General features: G+C 63.0%; 15 protein-coding genes. 6 read left to right on the forward strand and 9 right to left on the reverse strand.

All coding sequences use genetic code 11. From position 1 onward, the window contains the following. Positions 1-3: 3 nt before the first annotated feature. Entirely contained in the window at positions 4-1,533 is a 1,530-nt protein-coding gene (locus tag FLQ44_RS04180) for a two-component system sensor histidine kinase NtrB (protein WP_240801176.1), read from the forward strand. Beyond that, positions 1,530-2,861, forward strand: coding sequence for a sigma-54-dependent transcriptional regulator (locus FLQ44_RS04185; RefSeq protein WP_147693198.1), 1,332 nt, complete (start codon positions 1,530-1,532; stop codon positions 2,859-2,861). Before FLQ44_RS04180 ends, FLQ44_RS04185 begins: the two co-directional genes overlap by 4 nt. 78 nt (positions 2,862-2,939) lie before the next feature. Here FLQ44_RS04185 and FLQ44_RS04190 read toward each other — a convergent pair whose 3' ends face one another. Continuing rightward, positions 2,940-4,976 (reverse strand): methyl-accepting chemotaxis protein, encoded by a 2,037-nt coding sequence (locus FLQ44_RS04190; protein WP_147693199.1) that lies wholly within the window; start codon positions 4,974-4,976, stop codon positions 2,940-2,942. Positions 4,977-5,177: 201 nt separating this feature from the next. Further along, positions 5,178-6,032 (reverse strand): LysR family transcriptional regulator, encoded by an 855-nt coding sequence (locus FLQ44_RS04195; protein WP_147693200.1) that lies wholly within the window; start codon positions 6,030-6,032, stop codon positions 5,178-5,180. Between the two features lie 99 nt (positions 6,033-6,131). Between FLQ44_RS04195 and FLQ44_RS04200 the strand changes: the two genes are divergently transcribed. Beyond that, on the forward strand, positions 6,132-7,046 hold the full coding sequence (locus FLQ44_RS04200; RefSeq protein ID WP_147693201.1) for a DMT family transporter: 915 nt from the start codon (positions 6,132-6,134) through the stop codon (positions 7,044-7,046). A 14-nt stretch (positions 7,047-7,060) separates the two neighbouring features. Beyond that, on the forward strand, positions 7,061-7,264 hold the full coding sequence (locus tag FLQ44_RS04205; protein ID WP_147693202.1) for a 2-hydroxymuconate tautomerase family protein: 204 nt from the start codon (positions 7,061-7,063) through the stop codon (positions 7,262-7,264). A 488-nt stretch (positions 7,265-7,752) separates the two neighbouring features. Here the strand turns inward: FLQ44_RS04205 and FLQ44_RS04210 are convergent, their stop codons facing one another. From FLQ44_RS04210 to FLQ44_RS04225, 4 genes are all read right to left on the reverse strand, one after another. After that, positions 7,753-8,013, reverse strand: a complete 261-nt coding sequence (locus tag FLQ44_RS04210; protein WP_147693203.1) for a hypothetical protein — start codon at positions 8,011-8,013, stop codon at positions 7,753-7,755. Positions 8,014-8,176: 163 nt separating this feature from the next. Next, positions 8,177-9,559, reverse strand: a complete 1,383-nt coding sequence (argH, locus tag FLQ44_RS04215; RefSeq protein WP_147693204.1) for an argininosuccinate lyase — start codon at positions 9,557-9,559, stop codon at positions 8,177-8,179. A 119-nt stretch (positions 9,560-9,678) separates the two neighbouring features. Then, positions 9,679-10,230, reverse strand: a complete 552-nt coding sequence (locus tag FLQ44_RS04220) for a YaeQ family protein (RefSeq protein WP_147693205.1) — start codon at positions 10,228-10,230, stop codon at positions 9,679-9,681. Positions 10,231-10,285: 55 nt separating this feature from the next. Beyond that, complete coding sequence (locus FLQ44_RS04225) at positions 10,286-10,909, reverse strand: FMN-binding negative transcriptional regulator (protein ID WP_170252779.1); 624 nt, start codon at positions 10,907-10,909, stop codon at positions 10,286-10,288. Between the two features lie 172 nt (positions 10,910-11,081). Here FLQ44_RS04225 and FLQ44_RS04230 point away from each other — a divergent pair, with 172 nt between their 5' ends. Next, positions 11,082-11,864 (forward strand): substrate-binding periplasmic protein, encoded by a 783-nt coding sequence (locus FLQ44_RS04230; protein ID WP_206208650.1) that lies wholly within the window; start codon positions 11,082-11,084, stop codon positions 11,862-11,864. A 54-nt stretch (positions 11,865-11,918) separates the two neighbouring features. Beyond that, positions 11,919-13,238 (forward strand): aminotransferase-like domain-containing protein, encoded by a 1,320-nt coding sequence (locus FLQ44_RS04235; RefSeq protein WP_147693208.1) that lies wholly within the window; start codon positions 11,919-11,921, stop codon positions 13,236-13,238. A gap of 12 nt (positions 13,239-13,250) precedes the next feature. Here the strand turns inward: FLQ44_RS04235 and ccoG are convergent, their stop codons facing one another. The 3 genes from ccoG to FLQ44_RS04250 all read right to left on the reverse strand — a co-directional run bounded on the left by ccoG (position 13,251) and on the right by FLQ44_RS04250 (position 17,486). Next, positions 13,251-14,606: a cytochrome c oxidase accessory protein CcoG gene (gene ccoG, locus FLQ44_RS04240; RefSeq protein WP_147693209.1), complete on the reverse strand. Its 1,356-nt coding sequence runs from the start codon at positions 14,604-14,606 to the stop codon at positions 13,251-13,253. 274 nt (positions 14,607-14,880) lie between these two features. Further along, positions 14,881-16,716, reverse strand: a complete 1,836-nt coding sequence (locus tag FLQ44_RS04245) for a diguanylate cyclase (protein WP_147693210.1) — start codon at positions 16,714-16,716, stop codon at positions 14,881-14,883. A gap of 137 nt (positions 16,717-16,853) precedes the next feature. Beyond that, positions 16,854-17,486 (reverse strand): LysE family translocator, encoded by a 633-nt coding sequence (locus FLQ44_RS04250; protein WP_147693211.1) that lies wholly within the window; start codon positions 17,484-17,486, stop codon positions 16,854-16,856. Positions 17,487-17,937: the final 451 nt, after the last annotated feature.

The following is a 17,937-nucleotide window of genomic DNA, read 5'->3' on the forward strand; positions in this document are numbered from 1 at the left end:
CCTGTGTCCAGCCTGGCCCTGCCCACGCCACCCCTCACCCCGCAGCGCGCGCTGCGCTACTACAATATTTTTCGTGTAGCCAGCGTGGCGGCGCTGCTGATCATGACGCAGTGGGCCATGCCGGCGCCGTTTCGCGGCAATGGCTGGCTTACCGGCTGGCTGTTGATGTACAGCGGCCTGGTGGTGCTGGGTATGCTGCTGCCACGGCTGCGCATCCCGCTGGAATGGGGTGTCACCGTGGGCCTGGCTGGCGACATCGCCCTGCTGGTGGTGTACATGCACGAGTACGGTGGCGTGCAAAGCGGCTTTGGCATGCTGCTGCTACCCTTCCTGGCCGTGGCCGGCATGCTGGTAACCGGCCGTCTGGCGCTGTTCCACGCCGCCATGGCCACGCTGGCCGTGTTTGCCAGCGTGCTGGTGTATGCCCTGGATGGCCTGAGTGTGCCGCGCGAGCTATTCCAGGCCGCCCTGCTGGCCATTGCCTGCTTTGTGACCAGTAGCACCACCTGGCTGCTGGCACGCAAGGCCCGCGAATCGGAAAGGTTGGCCGCAGAGCGTGGCGGCCAGCTGGCCAGCCTGAACCGTGTCAACGCGCTGGTATTGCAAGCCCTGCGCGAAGCCGTGGTGGTGCTGGATGGCCAGGGCGTGGTGCGCCACTACAACAGCCGCGCCGAGCGCCTGCTGGGCCGTATCCAGCGCGATGCCACCCTGCCCGAGCTGATGCCGGTGATACAGCGCTGGCAGCGTGGCGGCGGCCAGCCCTACGCCCAGACCATAGAAAGCAATGTGCGTGGCCAGCAGCTGATAGGCCGCATGGTGCCGCTGGAAGAAAACGGCGCACCGCTGCTGGTGCTGTTTCTGCAAAACGTGGCCGAGCTGGCCGCCGAGGCACAGCAGCTCAAGCTCACCGCGCTGGGCCGCCTTACCGCCAATATCGCCCATGAAATCCGCAACCCGCTGGCCGCCATCAGCCATGCCAGCGAGCTGTTGGCTGAAGACGCCACCGACCCGGCCACCCAGCGCCTGGCCGGCATGGTGCAAGCCAACACCCGCCGTATCAACCGCCTGGTAGAAGAAGTGCTGCAGCTGAACCGCCGCGACCGCGTGCGCAGCGAAATGCTGGAGCTCAGCCGCTTTCTGCCCGAGCTGATCGACAGCTTTGTGCTGGCTCACCCCGACACCGCCGGGCGCATTCTTACCCGCTACCTGGCGCCGGTGAGCGTGCGCTTTGACCGTGGCCACTTGCAGCAAATCCTCGGCAATTTGCTTAGCAATGGCTGGCGCCACAGCAGCGGCACCACCGGTGCGGTACGCATGGAAATAGACCACGACTGCATCCGCGTGATCGACGACGGCCCCGGCATTGCCCCCGACACGCAGAGCCACCTGTTTGAACCCTTTTTCACGACAGAAAGCAGCGGCACCGGCCTGGGCCTGTACATTGCCCGCGAGCTGGCCGAGGCCAACGGCGCCCGGCTGGACTACCAGCCGCCCGGTGGCTGCTTTCGCCTGAGCCTGCCCAAGGAACCATGAGCCGCGTACTGATCGTAGACGACGAACCCGATATCCGTGAACTGCTGCAACTGACCCTATTGAAGATGGGGCTGGAGGTCGATACCGCCGCCTCGGTAGGCGAAGCCTGCAACAAGCTGGCCCGCCAGCGTGTAGAGCTGGTGCTCACCGACATGCGCCTGCCCGATGGCGAAGGCCTGCAGGTGGTGGAATACATCGCCGCGCAGCAGCTGGATATCCCGGTGGCGGTGATTACCGCCTTTGGCAGTACCGAAAACGCCGTCGCCGCCATGAAAGCCGGCGCGTTCGACTACCTGGCCAAGCCGCTGAGCCTGGCGGCCCTGCGCGCCCTGGTGAAATCGGCCATGCGCCTACCGGACAATGCGGCCAACCCGGCACTGGCCAGCGAACGCCTGCTGGGCGAGGCACCAGCCATGCAAGAGGTACGCAAGCTGATCGCCAAGCTGGCGCGCAGCCAGGCGGCTGTGCATATCAGCGGCGAGTCCGGTACCGGCAAAGAACAAGCCGCCCGCCAGATACACGAACAAAGCCCGCGCGCCGGCAAGCCTTTTGTGGCGGTGAACTGTGGTGCCATCCCGGAAAACCTGATGGAAAGCGAGTTTTTCGGCAGCAAGAAAGGCGCGTTCACCGGCGCCGATGCCGACCGCGAGGGCTTCTTTCAGCAGGCGCATGGCGGCACACTGTTTCTGGACGAAGTCGCCGACCTGCCGCTGGCCATGCAGGTCAAGCTGCTGCGCGTGATCCAGGAAAAAACCGTACGCCGCCTGGGCGCCACCCAAGAAGAAGCCATCGATGTGCGCATCCTGTCGGCCACGCACCGTAACCTGCCCCAGGCGGTCAGCGATGGCCTGTTCCGCCAGGACCTGTTCTACCGGCTGAACGTTATCAGCCTGGCCATGCCGGCGCTACGCGAGCTGCGCGACGATATCCCGCGCTTTGTCGGCGCCCTGCTCGACCGCTTTACCGGTGGCAGCGAGGAGCGCCCGCGCCTGACCCCCGACGCCGTGAAAGCCCTGCTGGCCTACCATTACCCGGGTAATTTCCGCGAGCTGGAAAACATTCTGGAACGCGCCGTGGCGCTGTGCAGCGACAATCGCATCGAGCCGGCCGACCTGCAGCTGGGCGCCTGCCCGGATAGCCTGGCCGAGGGCGAGGCACTGGCGCCTGGCGGCAGCGAAACCCTGCAAGACTACCTGGACCGCGTGGAGCGGGTAGCCATCGAAGCGGCCCTGCAGCAAAGTGACGGCAACCGCACCCAGGCGGCCAAGCTGCTGGGCGTGAGCTTTCGCTCGCTGCGCTACCGGCTGGAGCGGCTGGGGATGAAGTAAAACGCGCAGGCGGGCAGCGTGCCCAAAACAAAACCCCGGTCCTTGGCAGGCCGGGGTTTTGTGTCACTGGCGGGCGGCTCAGATCTTGAAGCGCGATACCGACTGGCGCAGCTGCTGCGCCATGGCGGTCATTTCGCAGGCAGCCAGCGAGGCATCGTGCGCTTTGTGGTGGTTCTGGTCGGCTTGCTGCGCCACGCGCTCCACATTGTGGGCAATGTCCATGCTGGCCGTGCTTTGCTCGCGCAGCGCATCGGCGATGCCGACTACCGATTCTTCTACCTTGCGCGCGCCGTCGCGGATGCTTTGCAGGCTGTCGCCCGCTTCGCTAGCCGACTTCACCCCCGCCTCTACCTGCAGCACGCCGCTATTCATGCTTTCCACCGCTTCGCGCGATTCGGTCTGGATGCGGCCAACTGTCGCGCTGATTTCCAGGGTGGATTGCGTGGTGCGCTCGGCCAGCTTGCGTACCTCGTCGGCTACCACGGCAAAACCGCGGCCCATTTCGCCGGCGCGGGCGGCTTCGATGGCCGCATTCAGCGCCAGCAGGTTGGTTTGGTCGGCAATATCGCGAATCACGGTGACCACACGGCTGATCTGCTCGGAGCGCTCGCCCAGCTGGGTCACGGTGGCGGCGGTGCTGCCGCTGGCGGCGGCGATTTCGCGCATGGTTTGCACGGTGCGGCCAACAATCACTTCGCCGGTTTTGGATACCTGGTCAGACTGGATGGCCAGCTCGCGCGCGTCGCTGGCGTACTGGCTGACCTGGCTGATGCTGTGGGTCATTTCTTCTACGCACGAGGCCATGGCGGATACCGCCGCGCTTTGCTCGCGCGAGCTGTTGGACACGTCGTCCGACAACACCGCCAGGCCCTGGGCGTTGCGTGCCAGGCCATCCACACTCTGGTTTACTTCGCTGATCAGCTGGCGCAGCTCGCGGCACATCAGGTTATTGGCTTGCAGTACTTCGCCGATTTCGTCGTGGCGGTCTACCACAATGCTTACCGTCAGGTCGCCAGCGGCTACGCGGCGGGTGGTGTCTACCAGGCGTGCCAGCGGCGTGCTAACCCAATGACGCATGGCGACGAACACCAAGGCCACCAGCAGAACGATGACCAGCAGCGTACCCAGCAGCATTTTTGTCTGCATTTCGTGCGGCTCGCGTACCAGCTCGTCCTGGTAGGCGCTGGTGGCCACCAGCCAGCCCCAATGCGGGTAGGAAACAAAGGTGGCCAGCTTCAGGCGCGGCTGGGTGGCACCGGCATCCAGCCAGTTGTAACGGATTTGCCCTTGCTGCTGCGACAACATGGTTTTGACAAACGGCTGGCCGTCGGCATCCGTGCTGTCCAGCATGTTCTTGCCTTCTTTATTGGGGTGGATCACCAGCTCGCCCGGCCGTGCTTTGGCGTCCAGCACGTATACGTAGCCGGTGTCACCAATCTTGAGCGACAGGATCTTCTGTTTCAGTGCTTTCAGGCCGTCGGTGTAGTCGATGCCGGCAAACACCACGGCTACCACCTGGCCGGCAGCATCTTTCAGCGGAATGTAGTGCGTCATGTAGTCGCGGCCAAACAGGTTGGCCGGGCCGGTGTAGCGCTCGCCGCTTTTCAGCGGGCCATAGGCCGGGTGGGCGTGGTCCAGCGTGGTGCCCACTGCGCGGGTGCCGTCCTCTTTTTTCAGCGACGAGGCAATACGGATGAAATCGTCGCCCTGGCGTACAAACAGCGTGGCCACGCCACGGGTGGCCTGGGTAAAGCGGTCTACCAGGGTTTCATTGCCATTGAGCTGCAGCTCGCCGCTGTATAGCGCCGGCGCCGTGTGCCCGCTGAGGGTGACCGGGTTGGCCGCATCGGCCCGCAGCGGGCTGGCCAGGCTGGCGGCCAGCTGCGCAGCACTGTTCTGGGCACTGCTTTCCAGCACGCTGGCGTAGGCGGCGATGGTGTCTACGGCCTGCTGGTTGGTTTGTTGCATGGTATCTACCGCGCGCTGTTCTACGCGGCTGGCCAGCCATTCGCTGACCACCAAGCCTGAAATACCCAGGATGATAAACAGCGCAATGCTTAGCAGCAGGCTGAGTTTTTGCGCCAATGACAGGCGTGCAATGGTGAGTTTGGACATGATTTTTTACGCATAGGTGGGTGGTTTTGTGCGTACTTTCATTACAAACTTACTAAAGCAGTGTGAATTTTATACAAAAGTACGCGTGACTATCGTATGTCCTAAGGCATTTCACGCCATTGATAATGGTCAAATTCTGTTGGCTAGGCCGCTGATTTTTAAAAACTTTCTACATTATATCTATTGGATACCTGTGGCATTTTATTGCTGGAATGTAAACAAGCTTGCAGCAAATGCATCAATGGCCGGGGCACGTACGCCGCGGCGGCGAATCAGCACGGTAGGCGCATGCGCCAGCTGCGCCGGTAGCGGGTGGGTGGCCACATGGCCGGCGGCCGGGGTCAGTGCCAGCAGGGCTTCGGGTACCAGGGCAATGCCCATGCCGCTGGCGGCGCAGCTGATCATGGCGTGGTAGGAGTCCAGCTCTACCAGCCGGTCTACCACACAGCCGCTTTGTTCCAGCCAGCGCTCCAGCCGCTGCCGGTAAGCACAGCCGTGGTCAAAGGCCAGCAGGGTGTGCGGCCCGTGTTCTGGCCCGACCTGCGCGCCCAGCGCGCTGATGAGCAACAGGTTTTCGCTGCAAAATGGCTGGCTTTCCAGCCTGGGCTCGTTTACCGGCCCGCAGACCAGCGCGCAATCCAGCTCGCCGGCCAGTACCGCGCTGATCATATTGGCCGTGGGGCCGGTGCGTAGCTCCAGGCGCACGCTTGGGTGTTGCTGGTGAAAGCTGGCCAGTAGCGGTGGCAGGCGCACAGCGGCGGTGTTTTCCATGGCGCCCAGGCGCAGCGTGCCGCGCGGGGTGTCGCTGGCCACGGCGGCGCGTGCCTCGTCGGCCAGCGCCAGCAGGCGCTCGCTATAGCCGGCCAGCACCCGGGCGGCGGCGGTGGGGCGCACGCCACGGCCATCGCGCTCGAACAGCGCTACGCCCAGGCTGTCTTCCAGCTGCTTGATGCGGGTGGTGATATTGGACTGCACGCGGTGCAGGCGGCGGGCGGCGGCAGTAATGCCACCTTCTTGCAGTACCACCTGAAAAATGGCCAGGTCACTCAGGTCCATATCGTTCTCCGTTGTGGATGTATTGCATCATTTTAATTCATTTTTCAGAATGTCATTGCCCGTGCATAGTGCTGCTATTCCACCTTGCAGGCCCGCGTCATGCCATTTACTGCTACCCGAAAGGGCTATGTTTATCTGTTTGCCTGCCTGTTGCTGTGGAGCAGCTTCATGCTGATGGCGCGCCTGGGCGGCAAAACGCCGTTAACGGCCTACGATCTGCTGGCGTTGCGCTTGGGTACCGCCAGTGCGGTACTGTTGTGGCTGCCCCGCCCCACATGGGCGGCCTGGCGTGATGCGCGGCTGTGGCTGCTGGCGCTGATTGGCTGCATCGGCTTTTGCCTGTTGTGTTACGGGGCGGTGCGCTGGGTGCCGGCGGCGCATGTGGCGCTGCTGGTGGCGGGGATACAGCCATTTCTGATGGCGCTGTTGCTGGTCGTAGCGGGCCAGGGTTGGCCGCAGCGTGCCGCGTGGCCAGGTTATGCGGTGATGGCGTTGGGCCTGGGGCTGCTGGCTTGGCCGCTGTTTAGCGGGCAGGCGCTACCGGGGCAATGGCTGGGTGATGGCATGCTGCTGACGGCGGGTGTGCTGTGGGCGCTGTATGCGCTGCTGGCCAAGCGCTGGGGCTACGCGCCGTGGCTGCTCACCAGCTTTGTCACGCTGGCCTCCACCCTGCTCTACCTGCCGGTGTACCTGCTGTGGCTGCCCAAAGGCCTGGCCGAGACACCGTGGCCGATGATCGTTAGCCAGGCGCTGTTTCACGGCATCAGCCCGGCGATTCTGGCCATGCTGTGCTACCTGCGTGCCGTGGCCCTGCTGGGGCCATCGCGTGTGGCGGCGCTGATGGCGCTGATACCGGTGATGACCGGTTTGGCGGCGGTGCCGCTGCTGGACGAGCCGCTAACCGCCATGCTGGCTGCGGCGCTGCTGAGTGTGTCGCTGGGTGCCTGGTGGGTGTCCCGCCCGGTGCCCGCCCCTGCCCCTGCTGCCCGCCCGGCAGCGTGCGGCCAACCTTGAACCCCGGAGTGACCATGCCCTACGTCAATATCAAGATTACGCGCGAAGGCGCTACCACCGAGCAAAAAGCCGAGCTGATTGCCGGTGTGACCCAGCTCTTGCAGCAGGTGCTGAACAAGAACCCGGCCACCACGGTGGTGGTGATCGACGAGGTGGACACCGATAACTGGGGCATAGGCGGCGAAAGCGTTACCGTGCGCCGTGCGCGTGGCAGCTAGCCACAGCAGCGTTTTGCGGCCAACAAAAAGCCCCGCACTCGGCGTAATGCCAGTCAGTTAACGCTGATTGGCATTTTTTGGCTGGCGGTTTGTTGTGTTAAGGCGGCTTGCGAGTCCGCTATGCGGACGATGCTTACATGCCGGTTCCGCCCGGCAGACGGGAAAGGGGGCGGATTGCCGCCCCCTTTTCATTCCCCCGCAACCCGGGGCTGCTCGAAACCCCATTCAAAATGGCAAGCCCCAGGCGCCGCCGAACTCGCATCGCTGAGCAAATCAAAGATTTGCACGCAGATCGCTAACGGCTCGGGGCTCAAACAAATCGGCGTCTTAAAACCTGGGGCGCACCATTTTGACCGGCTCGCGCCAACGGGATGGGGCGCAGACCAACATGTTGGCTGTTAGCCAAGATAGTGATTCCCACTAGTCAAGCGCTTAACTGACTGGCATTACGCACTCGGCGGGGCTTTGTCGTGACAGGCTGGCGGCGATCAGGCGGCGCCAGCGTCCTTCAGGCATTTTTTCACAAAGCTGTTCTTGGCGGCGCCGGCCAGTTTCTTCTCGGCGGCCTTGGTATCGCAGCTGGCCTGCGCACCGGTGGCCTTGCTGTCTTTTTCGCACTTCTTCATAAAGCTGTTTTTGGCGGCGCCAGCCAGCTTTTTCTCGGTGGCTTTGGCTTCGCAGCTGGCGTCGGCGGCGAAGGTAGCGGTGGAAACACAGGCCAGCAGGGCAATAGCGAGCAGTTTGCGCATGGTGTTGATCCTTTAGGTTGGCGATAAGGCGTTAGCAGTATTGCCCTGTGCTGCGCGGGCTGGCAAGGGCTGCACGGTGGCAATCGGTAACAGTGTGTCACGGCGGTATGACAATATAAAAACCCCCGGTAAATACCGGGGGTTTTTTATGGGTATTGCTTGATTATCCAGCCAGGCGGGCGCGGTGGCGGGCAATCTGGAAGCGTACCTGGTTGGGTGCGGTGCCCCCCACGTGGTCGCGTTGGGCCAGGCTGCCTTCCGGCGTCAGTACGCTGTATACGTCCTGCTCGATCAGGGTGCTGAACTGGCGCAATGTGTCCAGGCTGAGGTCGGCAATGTCCACGCCCTGCTGCTCGGCGTGGCGTACGGTCAGTGCCACCACTTCGTGGCTATCGCGGAACGGCATGCCCTTTTTCACCAGGTAGTCGGCCAGGTCGGTGGCGGTGGCAAAGCCCTGCAGCACGGCAGCGCGCATGGCGTCTGGCTTCACGGTGATGCCGCGCATCATGTCGGCGTAGATGCGCAGGGTGTCGATCAGCGTGTCGGCGGTGTCGAACAGCGGCTCTTTGTCTTCCTGGTTGTCTTTGTTGTAGGCCAGCGGCTGCGCCTTCATCAGGGTCACCAGCGCGATCAGGTGGCCGACCACACGGCCGGATTTGCCACGTACCAGCTCGGGCACGTCCGGGTTTTTCTTCTGCGGCATGATGGAGCTACCGGTGCAGAAGCGGTCGGCGATATCGATAAAGCCGACGCGCGGGCTCATCCACAGGATCAGCTCTTCGGACAGGCGGCTCAGATGCACCATTACCAGGCTGGCGGCGGCGGTGAATTCGATGGCGAAGTCACGGTCGGACACGGCGTCCAGCGAGTTGTGGCACACATCGTCAAAGCCCAGCAGCTGCGCGGTGTAGTGGCGGTCGATCGGGAAGGTGGTGCCGGCCAGCGCGGCGGCGCCCAGCGGCAGGCGGTTCACGCGCTTGCGGCAGTCGGTCATGCGCTCGGCGTCGCGGCCCAGCATTTCCACGTAGGCCAGCATGTGGTGGCCAAAGGTCACCGGCTGCGCTACCTGCAGGTGGGTGAAACCGGGCATCACGGTGTCGGCGTGCTGTTCGGCCAGGTCCAGCAGGCTGGTTTGCAGCTCGGCAATCAGCACCACGATGGCGTCGATCTGTGCACGCAGCCACAGGCGGATGTCGGTGGCCACCTGGTCGTTACGGCTGCGGCCGGTGTGCAGGCGCTTGCCGGCGTCGCCGATCTTGTCGGTGAGGCGGCGCTCCACGTTCATGTGCACGTCTTCCAGGTCCACGCTCCAGTCGAAGTTACCGGCGCGGATGTCGGCAATGATCTGCGCCATGCCGTCGCGGATGGCGGCCAGGTCGGCGTCACCCAGTACACCGGATTTGTGCAGCATGGTGGCGTGAGCCAGCGAGCCTTCGATATCGAACTCGGCCAGGCGTTTATCAAAAGTGACCGACGCGGTGTATTTCTTGACCAGTTCGGAAACGGGTTCGGAGAAGCGGCCGGACCAGGCGTGCGTATCTTGCATGGTGAAAATGTCCCAAGTCTGTAAATGTATGGCGATTATCGGCAAGGATTATATGCCAGCCGATCACCATAAAGGGATAGACCGGCCGAATTTTCACCTGGCAAGCGGCCTGGCCGGGTCTAGCGCTCGGCGCTGCCGTACAGGCGGTGCGGGCTAACGGCTACGCTGCCCTGCTCGGACGACAGCCACAGCACGCCGTCCTGCACGGTGGCGTTCAGCTGCATGCTGCGCTCGCACAGTGCGGCCAGCTCGGCCAGGGTGTCGGTGGCAATGCTGAAGATGTTCAGGTGCTCAAAGCGGCCAACCTTGCCGGCCATGCCTTCCCACCAGATATCCGCCGAGCGGCCACCGTAGTTGTACAGCCATACCTGGCCGGCACGGCCGCAGGCTTTGCGCAGGCGCTTTTCGTCCGGCTCGCCCAGCTCTACCCACTGTTCGATCTCGTCGCTGAAATTCTTTTGCCACAGATCCGGCTCTTCGTCGTCGCTGATGCCACGGGTAAATACCATGTATTCGCCGGCGTGCAGGGCAAACACGGCAATGCGCAGCATCATGCGCTCGATGGTTTCGGACGGGTGTTGGGCGATGGTCAGGCTGTGGCTGTCGTAGTAGCCACGGTCCATGTCGGAAATCGTGAGGTCGGCTTTGTAAATGGTGGCTTTCAGTGCCATTGCAGGGCTTTCGCGTGGGGTACGTCAAGCCCTGCAGTGTAACGGGTTTTGCCCGCTAGCTGGCGCTATCGCTATCCAGCGCGGCTTGCATGCAGGCGGCCAGCTGCTGGTCGTCAGGCCCGCCACTGGCTAGCGCGGCGATCACGCCATGGCGGTCGGCCAGGCTGCGGTTCTGGCTGAGTTTCTCTTTGCACTGCCACTGGGTAACGGGCAGGCGAAAGCCCACAATGCCGCGCTGCATGGCGGCCATGGCGTGCGCTGGCACCGCCTGTGGCGACCAGCCATCTGCCCCTTCGAAGCGGGCGCTTAGCTGCGCCAGCAGGGTGTAGAGCGCGTCGCCGCTGATCTGTTCTGCCGGGCCGCAGTGCGCGTGCGCTACGCGGTAGTTCCAGGTGGGCACCATGCCGCTGCTGTGGTACCAGCGCGGCGAAATATAGCCGTGCTCGCCCTGGAAAATGGCCACGCTGGGGGCGTGTAGCAGTGCCTGGCTATGGCCGTTGGCCGCGGCCAGGTGGCCTAGCAGGCAATCTGGCTGGCCGGGGTCCGGTAGCAACACCAGGTGGCTGATCCACGGTGTGTTGCCGCCGGGGGTGATCAGCGTGGCAAAGGGGTGCTGGCTGGCCAGTGTGCTGGCCGTGTCCGGCGGGCTGGCAAAAGCGGGGGGCTGATACAGTGGCATGCGGTTCTCCTTTGCCTGGATTCTGGCGCGGCATGCTTCGCCTGCCCAGAGCCAGTTTGCCCGGCGTAGACAGGGCCATGAAATGGTCTCCTGCACTGATGGAAGTTCGATAATTTTCTTGGTGTATGGCACCCTCAGGCCTAGGCTGAAAAGATCAGTTTGGGGGGTGTTTATGTGGCGACAAGGCATAAGGTTGGCCGCATTGCTGCTGCCGCTGGCGGCACTGGGGGCAGAGCCACCGCTGACGGTGCGCTTTTCCAACCAGGAATACGCGCCGTATATGGCCGAAAACCTGCCATTCGGCGGCATTCTGACGCGGGTGGTGACCGAGGTTTTTCGCCGTGGCAATGTCAGCGTCAGGTATGGCTGGTACCCCAATAACCGCGCCATCCAGATGGCACGCACGGGCGATGTGGATGGCAGCCTGGGCTGGACGCCTAATGCAGAACGCCAGAAAGACCTGTTGTTTAGCGAAGAGGTGCTGCCGTTTCGCATGGTGTTGTTTCAGCGCCTGGGCGAAACCTATACCTGGAAAACCCTGGAAGACCTGGCCCCCTACCGCTTTGGTATTACTGCCGGCAACTTCTACTCGGATACCTTCACCCGCCTGCAGCATAACGGCGTGTTGAAGGTGGATGTCACCACCGACGACATCAGCAATCTGCGCAAGTTGGCCGCAGGCCGTATCGACCTGTTCCCCATGGAAGGCGAGGCTGGCCAGCTGACCACCCGCCTGCAGCTGCCACCTGCCATGGCAGCGCGCATCGTGCCGCAGGCACGCGAGTACTGGAGTACCCCGCTGTGCGTGGTGATCTGGCGCGGCCACCCGCAGGCGGGCGAGCTGGTGCGGCGCTTTAACCGCGAGCTGAAAAAGATGAAAGACAGCGGCGAGCTGGCGCTGCTGATCACCCAGACCCGCCACGCCATCTTTGCCCATATCGACAAGAAGCGCTGATCTTTGCCGCCACTGTGGGCATAATCGCCTTTTTTACCCTGCAGGCGGCCTGGTGTGAGCAAGTACGGCGAACTGGTTCAGCGCATTATCAGCAGCATCCGGCACGGCGATTACCAGCGTGGCGACACCCTGCCCTCGCTGCGCCAGCTGGTGCAGCAATACGGCGTGGGCCTGAATACCGCGCGGCGCACTTACTACGAGCTGGAAAAGCTTGGCTACGTGGTGGCACAGCCGCGCCGTGGCTATGTGGTGGCCGCCGACGCTGGCGGTGGCAGCGACAGCCTGGCCGCACCGCTGGGTGCCCCCTTCATCCACCCTGCCCTGTACGATACCCGCCCGCTGACCCACGCCTTTGTCGGTGCCATGCGCCACTATGCCCAGGCCCTGGCCGAGCCAGCGCTGGCGGGCATCCCTGCCCTGCGCCGCCAGATTGCCCAGCAAGCCTACGCGGAAGGCTGGCAGGTGCACGCCGACGAAGTGCTGATTACCTGTGGTGGCATGGAGGCGCTATCGCTGGCGGTAGCCGCGGTCACGCATGGCGTGGCACAGCCGCAGGTGGCGGTGCTGCAGCCTGCTTTCCCCGGCCTGCTGGGGGGGCTGGCCGAGCAAGGCGTGGCCATCTTGCCGCTGGTGTTGGCCGCAGATGGCAGCGTGAATACTGCCGCGCTGGAGCAAGCGCTGTCACGGGGGCAGGTGCAAGCCATCGCGCTGATGAGCGCCTATTGCCACCCGCACGGGCGCAGCCTGCTACCGGCTACCCGCCAGCAGCTGCTGGGCCTGGCACAGCGTTACGATGTGCCGGTAATCGAAGACGATGCCTACCGTTTACTGGGTTTTGATGGCACGGTGCCTTTGCCCATGAAGGCCGACGATCAGGATGGCCGCATCCTGCTGTGTGGCACGTTTTCCAAATCCATGGCGCCAGGCTACCGCGTGGGCTGGCTGCTACCCGGGCGCTATGGCGAGCTGGTGCGGCGGTTGAAGCTGGCGCAGACACTGGCCTCGCCGCTACCCAACCAGCTCGCGCTGGCCGAGCTGTTATCCGGTGGCCGCTATCTGCCGGGGCTGCGCCGCTTGCGCCAGCAGCTGGCCGACAAGGTAGGCCAGCTGGAAACCCTGTTGCGGCCAACTCTGCCCGATGGCGCTACCCTGCAGCCCGCCCAGGGCGGTTATTTTGTCTGGCTGCGCGATATCCCGGCCGACTGTGTGCAGCTGGCCGCTGCCGCCCAGCGCCACGCCATCCAGCTGGCGCCGGGTACCTTGTGCCAGCCGGACGCCGCCGGGCGCCATGCCCTGCGGCTGAATGCCAGCTATTTTTCCCCCGACCAGCAGCCCGCGCTGGACTGGCTGGCCCGCGCCATGCGCCGCGTGTAGCCAGCGTGTGGCTCAGGGCATCAGGATGCGTGACATTTCCGTGACTTTGTCCTGTGGCGTGTGGCGGTCTTGTAGGGCAATGCTGATCGGGTGGCTGCCTTTGCCCAATACCGCGGGGTCGGCCATCACATTGATGGTAAAGCTCAGTTCGCCATCGCCGGGTACCTGCAATAGCTTGGGCAGGCGCTGCCCCACTACCCCTTCACCCGCTGCGGTCAGCGTGTAGGTGCGGGCGTCCGGGCGGGTGTTGAAGATGCGCACGGTGTAGGCGTTTTCGATATAACCATCCGCCGTTTCGCGCGCCATCACGGCACGGTCGCGCAGGATTTCTACCCGGAAGGGCTCGCGTTGCCACAGGCCGACCGCCATCAGCAAGACGGTGCTGCCAATCAGGCTGGCGTAGATCACCGCCCGTGGGCGCTGCCAGAACGATGGCGGTGCAGCACCTTGCTCCATGGCATTCTGGGTAGACAGGCGAATCAGGCCACGCGGTGCGGCCAACTTGTCCATGACTTCGTCACAGGCATCAATGCACACGCCACAGCCGATGCACTCGTACTGCAGCCCTTGGCGGATATCAATGCCGGCCGGGCACACCTGTACGCACAGCCCGCAATCCACACAGGCCCCTTGCGCTTTGCTACCGTCTTTGCGGCGCGCGCCGCGTGGCTCGCCGCGCTGCTCGTCGTAGGCCACGATCAGCGTGTCGCGGTCGAACATCACCCCCTGAAAGCGCGCGTAAGGGCACATGTGCTTGCACACCTGTTCGCGCAGGTGGCCAGCCAGCAGCCAGGTGAAACCGCCGTAGCTCAGGGCAAAAAAGGCCTCCCAAAAGCCGGTTTGCCCGGCGGGCAGCCCGGCGACCAGCTGGCGCATGGGGCTGAAGTAGCCCACCAGGGTCAGGCCGGTCCACAAGGAAAACAGCAGCATGCTGCCCTGGCTGGCCCCTTTGCGTAGCAGCTTTTCGGCGCTCCATGGCGCCGCATCGCGCTTGCGCCGGGCATTGGGTGGCCCCTCGAACAAGCGCTCTATCCACACCATGATTTCGGTGTAGACCGTTTGCGGGCACGAAAAACCGCACCATAGCCGCCCGGCAATCATGGTCCACAGAAACAGCCCCAGCGCGCTGATGATCAGCATGGCCGCCAGGTAGATAAAGTCCTGTGGCAGCAGGGTCAGGCCAAACAGGTACAGGCGCATGGCGTCGAAATCGAAACGCACCGCCTGCTGGCCGTGCCAGTTCAGCCATGGGGTCAGAAAGTAGATGAGCTGGGTAGCGATGACAAAGCCGGTGCGCCAGTGGTTAAAGCGGCCGCGGCCTAGCTTGGGGTAGAGTTTGCTGGAAACAAAATGAATGGGCGTTGCCATGGTGGTTGCTGCCTTGCAGTAAAACGATGCCGCAGCTTAGGCAGCGTGCAGGCAGGCAGACAGGCACAGATCGCCGGCATCGGCAGGGCACAGCGGGCGGGATAGCCCGGTGTTTGATATGTGTCAGCTTGCCGGCCAGGCATGTTGCGGCGATGGGCGAGTGGGCCTGGCTGGTTGCCGGCCGGTGCGCGGGTCTCGCCGCCGTGACACACCATGAAAAAAGCCAGTCAGGGTGACTGACTGGCTTTGGCTGGTGGTAAGGGCAAGGGGCCTGCTAGCCGGCGCGCACCTGGTTGCGGCCTTCCTGTTTGGCCAGATACAGGGCCGCGTCGGCGCGCGCCATCATCGGCGTGGCCGTGGCGTCGCCGGGGTACAGCTCGCTGATGCCGATGCTGACGGTAAAGTGCACCGGCTCGCCGCCTTGCGGGTTGTCCAGCTGCAGTGCGGCCACGGCCTGGCGCACGCGTTCCATGATCTGGGTAGCGGTGTAGCGGTCGGTATCGGGCAGCAGGATGGCGAACTCCTCGCCGCCCAGGCGGCCGCAAACATCTTCTATGCGCACGCTGCCCTGGCAGCAGCTGGCGAAGGTGCGCAGCACCTCGTCGCCAAAAGCATGACCATGGCGGTCGTTCAGCAGCTTGAAGTGATCCAGGTCCAGCATGGCCAGCGACAGCGGGCGCTCCCAGCGTTGGCCGCGGGCGATTTCCTCGGTGCAGCGCTGCATGAACTGGCGGCGGTTATACAGGCTGGTCAGCTCGTCGGTATTGGCCAGCCGGATCAGGTCGGCCTGCAGCTTCTTGGCATCGCTGACATCGTGCTTAATGGCCACCATGCGCAGCAGGCGCCCTTCTGCCGACATGACTGGCGCCACCGAGATGGTTTCAAAATACAGTTGGCCGCTGCGGTTGTGGCTGGACAGCTCGCCGCGCCAGGTTTCACCGCCAAGAATGGTGGTTTGCAGCTCGGGTTTGAACTGCGGGTGCTCGCCCAGCAGAACGTCGTCCAGCTTGCGTTGGCCGCAGATTTCTTCGCTGCGGTAGCCGGTCATTTCCACAAACGCCGGGTTGACGTATTCCACATGCCCCTTGCCGTTGGCAATGATGATGGCCTCGGCAGCGTGGTCGATGGCCACGCTGCGGGTGGCCAGTGCGTCGGTCAGCTCGGTATTGCGCTGGAAGCGCCGCACGCCCAGTGCCAGTAGCAGGGTGCAGATCAGCCAGCCGCCCAGCATCAGCCAGGCTTTATTGCGCCAGGGTGCCAGCAGGGTTTCTTTATCAATGCCTACCGTGACCATCAGCGGCAGCCGTTCTACCTTGCGCATGGAGTGCAGGCGGGTGCGTTTGTCTAGTGCGGAGGTGTATTCATAGCTGGCTTCCACATCGCCACGCTGCAACATGCTAAGTGCTTCCGGGTCGTTTACCGGTGCTACCGGCATGGGCGATAGCATGGGTTGGCGTGCCAATAGCTGCATGCGGGTGTCGGCAAAGGCCATCACGTCGTGGTGGCCGCCTACCAGGGTGCGGTCTATCAGCTGCTGGAAGTGGCTGGTGCGGATGACGGTGCCCAGCAGGCCGATAACGCGGCCATCTATGCCCCGTACCCTTTGGGTGGCCATCACGACCAGGTCACCACTGGCGCCTTTGAAGCGCTCGCTGACAAAGCGGTCTTCCTTGCTGGGGGACAGCATGGCTTTGCAGTAGCTGCGTTCGCGGGCGTCAAAGCCGGGAGAGACTTTGAACGACAGCACCAGCTGGCAGTTACGGTCTACCAGAATCATGTCGTAGGCTTGTGGCACGCCACGCATGGCACGCACCAAGCGGCTTTCCAGTGCGGTGCGTTCTGCCGGGGGCTGCGAGGTCTGGAAGTCATTTTCTTCCAGCTGCTCGGCAACCATGTTTTGCAGTAGCTCAACTTCGCGGAAATCTTGCCGCATCCATTCGGAGAACAGCAGGCTTTCCATGCGCGCCTGGGCATGGCCTTGCGCGACAGTCGTCTGGTAGGAAGACCATAGTTCGGCAACGCCGCTGAGCAGCAACAGCAGGCTGATCAGCGCGCCGTATGTCAGTGCCTTGAAGCGGCTGTGGGAGGCGAGGTGCGAGACGTGAGGCATGATCCGCAAATCATTCGGGAATAAGCCATCATTCTTGCATGAAGCGCAGGCTTTTGCAGGTATCGATAGTTAAAGCGTAGATGACCTGTGCACTGCATGTGGTGGCTTTCCTATTGCCACGCCGGTGTTGATAGCGTTCAGGGCGCCAGTATCAGTTTCAGGCCCAGCAAGACAAACAAGGTGCCGGCAATACGGTCCAGCAGGGTGCTGCGCTGTGGTGAGGTGTTGAGCCAGCGCCCGGCATGGCCGGCAAAATAGCCCAGTAAGCCGAACACCACGGCGGCCTGCAGCGTGAATAGCAGCCCCAGCTGTGCGGTTTGCCAGGCAAGTTGCCCATGCTGGCTGATAACGAACTGCGGCAAGAACGCCAGGAAAAACAGCACGACTTTGGGGTTGATGGCGTTGGCGAGCAGGCCTTTGACAAACAGCTTGCCGGCGCTTTCGCGCGGGTTGTGCTGTTGCGCTGCATTGAGCAGGCTGCCCTGGCTGCGCCAAGCCTGCCAGCCCAGCCAGATCAGATAAGCACCGCCAGCTATTTTGAGTGCAGCAAACGCCAGCGGCGAGGCGGCCAGCAGGGCGCTGATACCCAGTGCGGCCAACAGCGTGTGGCTCAGGCAGCCCAGCGCGCAACCCAGGCCAAACGCTATGCCGTGGCGGCGTCCCTTTGCCATGCCCAGGCTCAAGACCATCAGGTTGTCCGGCCCCGGCGAGAGGGTCACCAGTACGGCGGCCGCCAGAAACCCCAGTGTTTGTTCCATGCCTAGCAGCATTGTCTTTCCTTATGCGGGGGCTTTTCTAGCCTTCGCCCCGTCATGAGCAGATCACGCTCTATCTTGTCTGGCGAAGTAGCTAGGGCCTGGATTTTATGGCCAACGATGAAACCCGGTCATGTTGCTACGCAGGCCTGGTTTCAGCCTGTCAGACATTGTGGCGATGTGGCCGCGATTTGGGAACGTTGTGCAGGACGGGTGGGTGTGAACAGTGTTTTCTGGCGGGGGGGATTTGGCTATTACGATAGGGTGGCGCGCGGGGCGGCAGGTTTTTCGTAATTTAATAATGAATTACATAAAATTATTACGTAATGAACTTGGTGTGATGCAAGTAATCTGCGGGCAAGGCTGTGGATAACCTTGTCCACAGCCTGGGCGGCCGAAGGGCTGATTTTTATTGTGTGACACAAATTGTCGTCACGCAATAATTAATCATTTGATTCTAAAGGGA

It is taken from the genome of Vogesella mureinivorans (assembly GCF_007644035.1).
In the GTDB taxonomy this organism is placed as follows: Bacteria; Pseudomonadota; Gammaproteobacteria; order Burkholderiales; family Chromobacteriaceae; genus Vogesella; species Vogesella mureinivorans.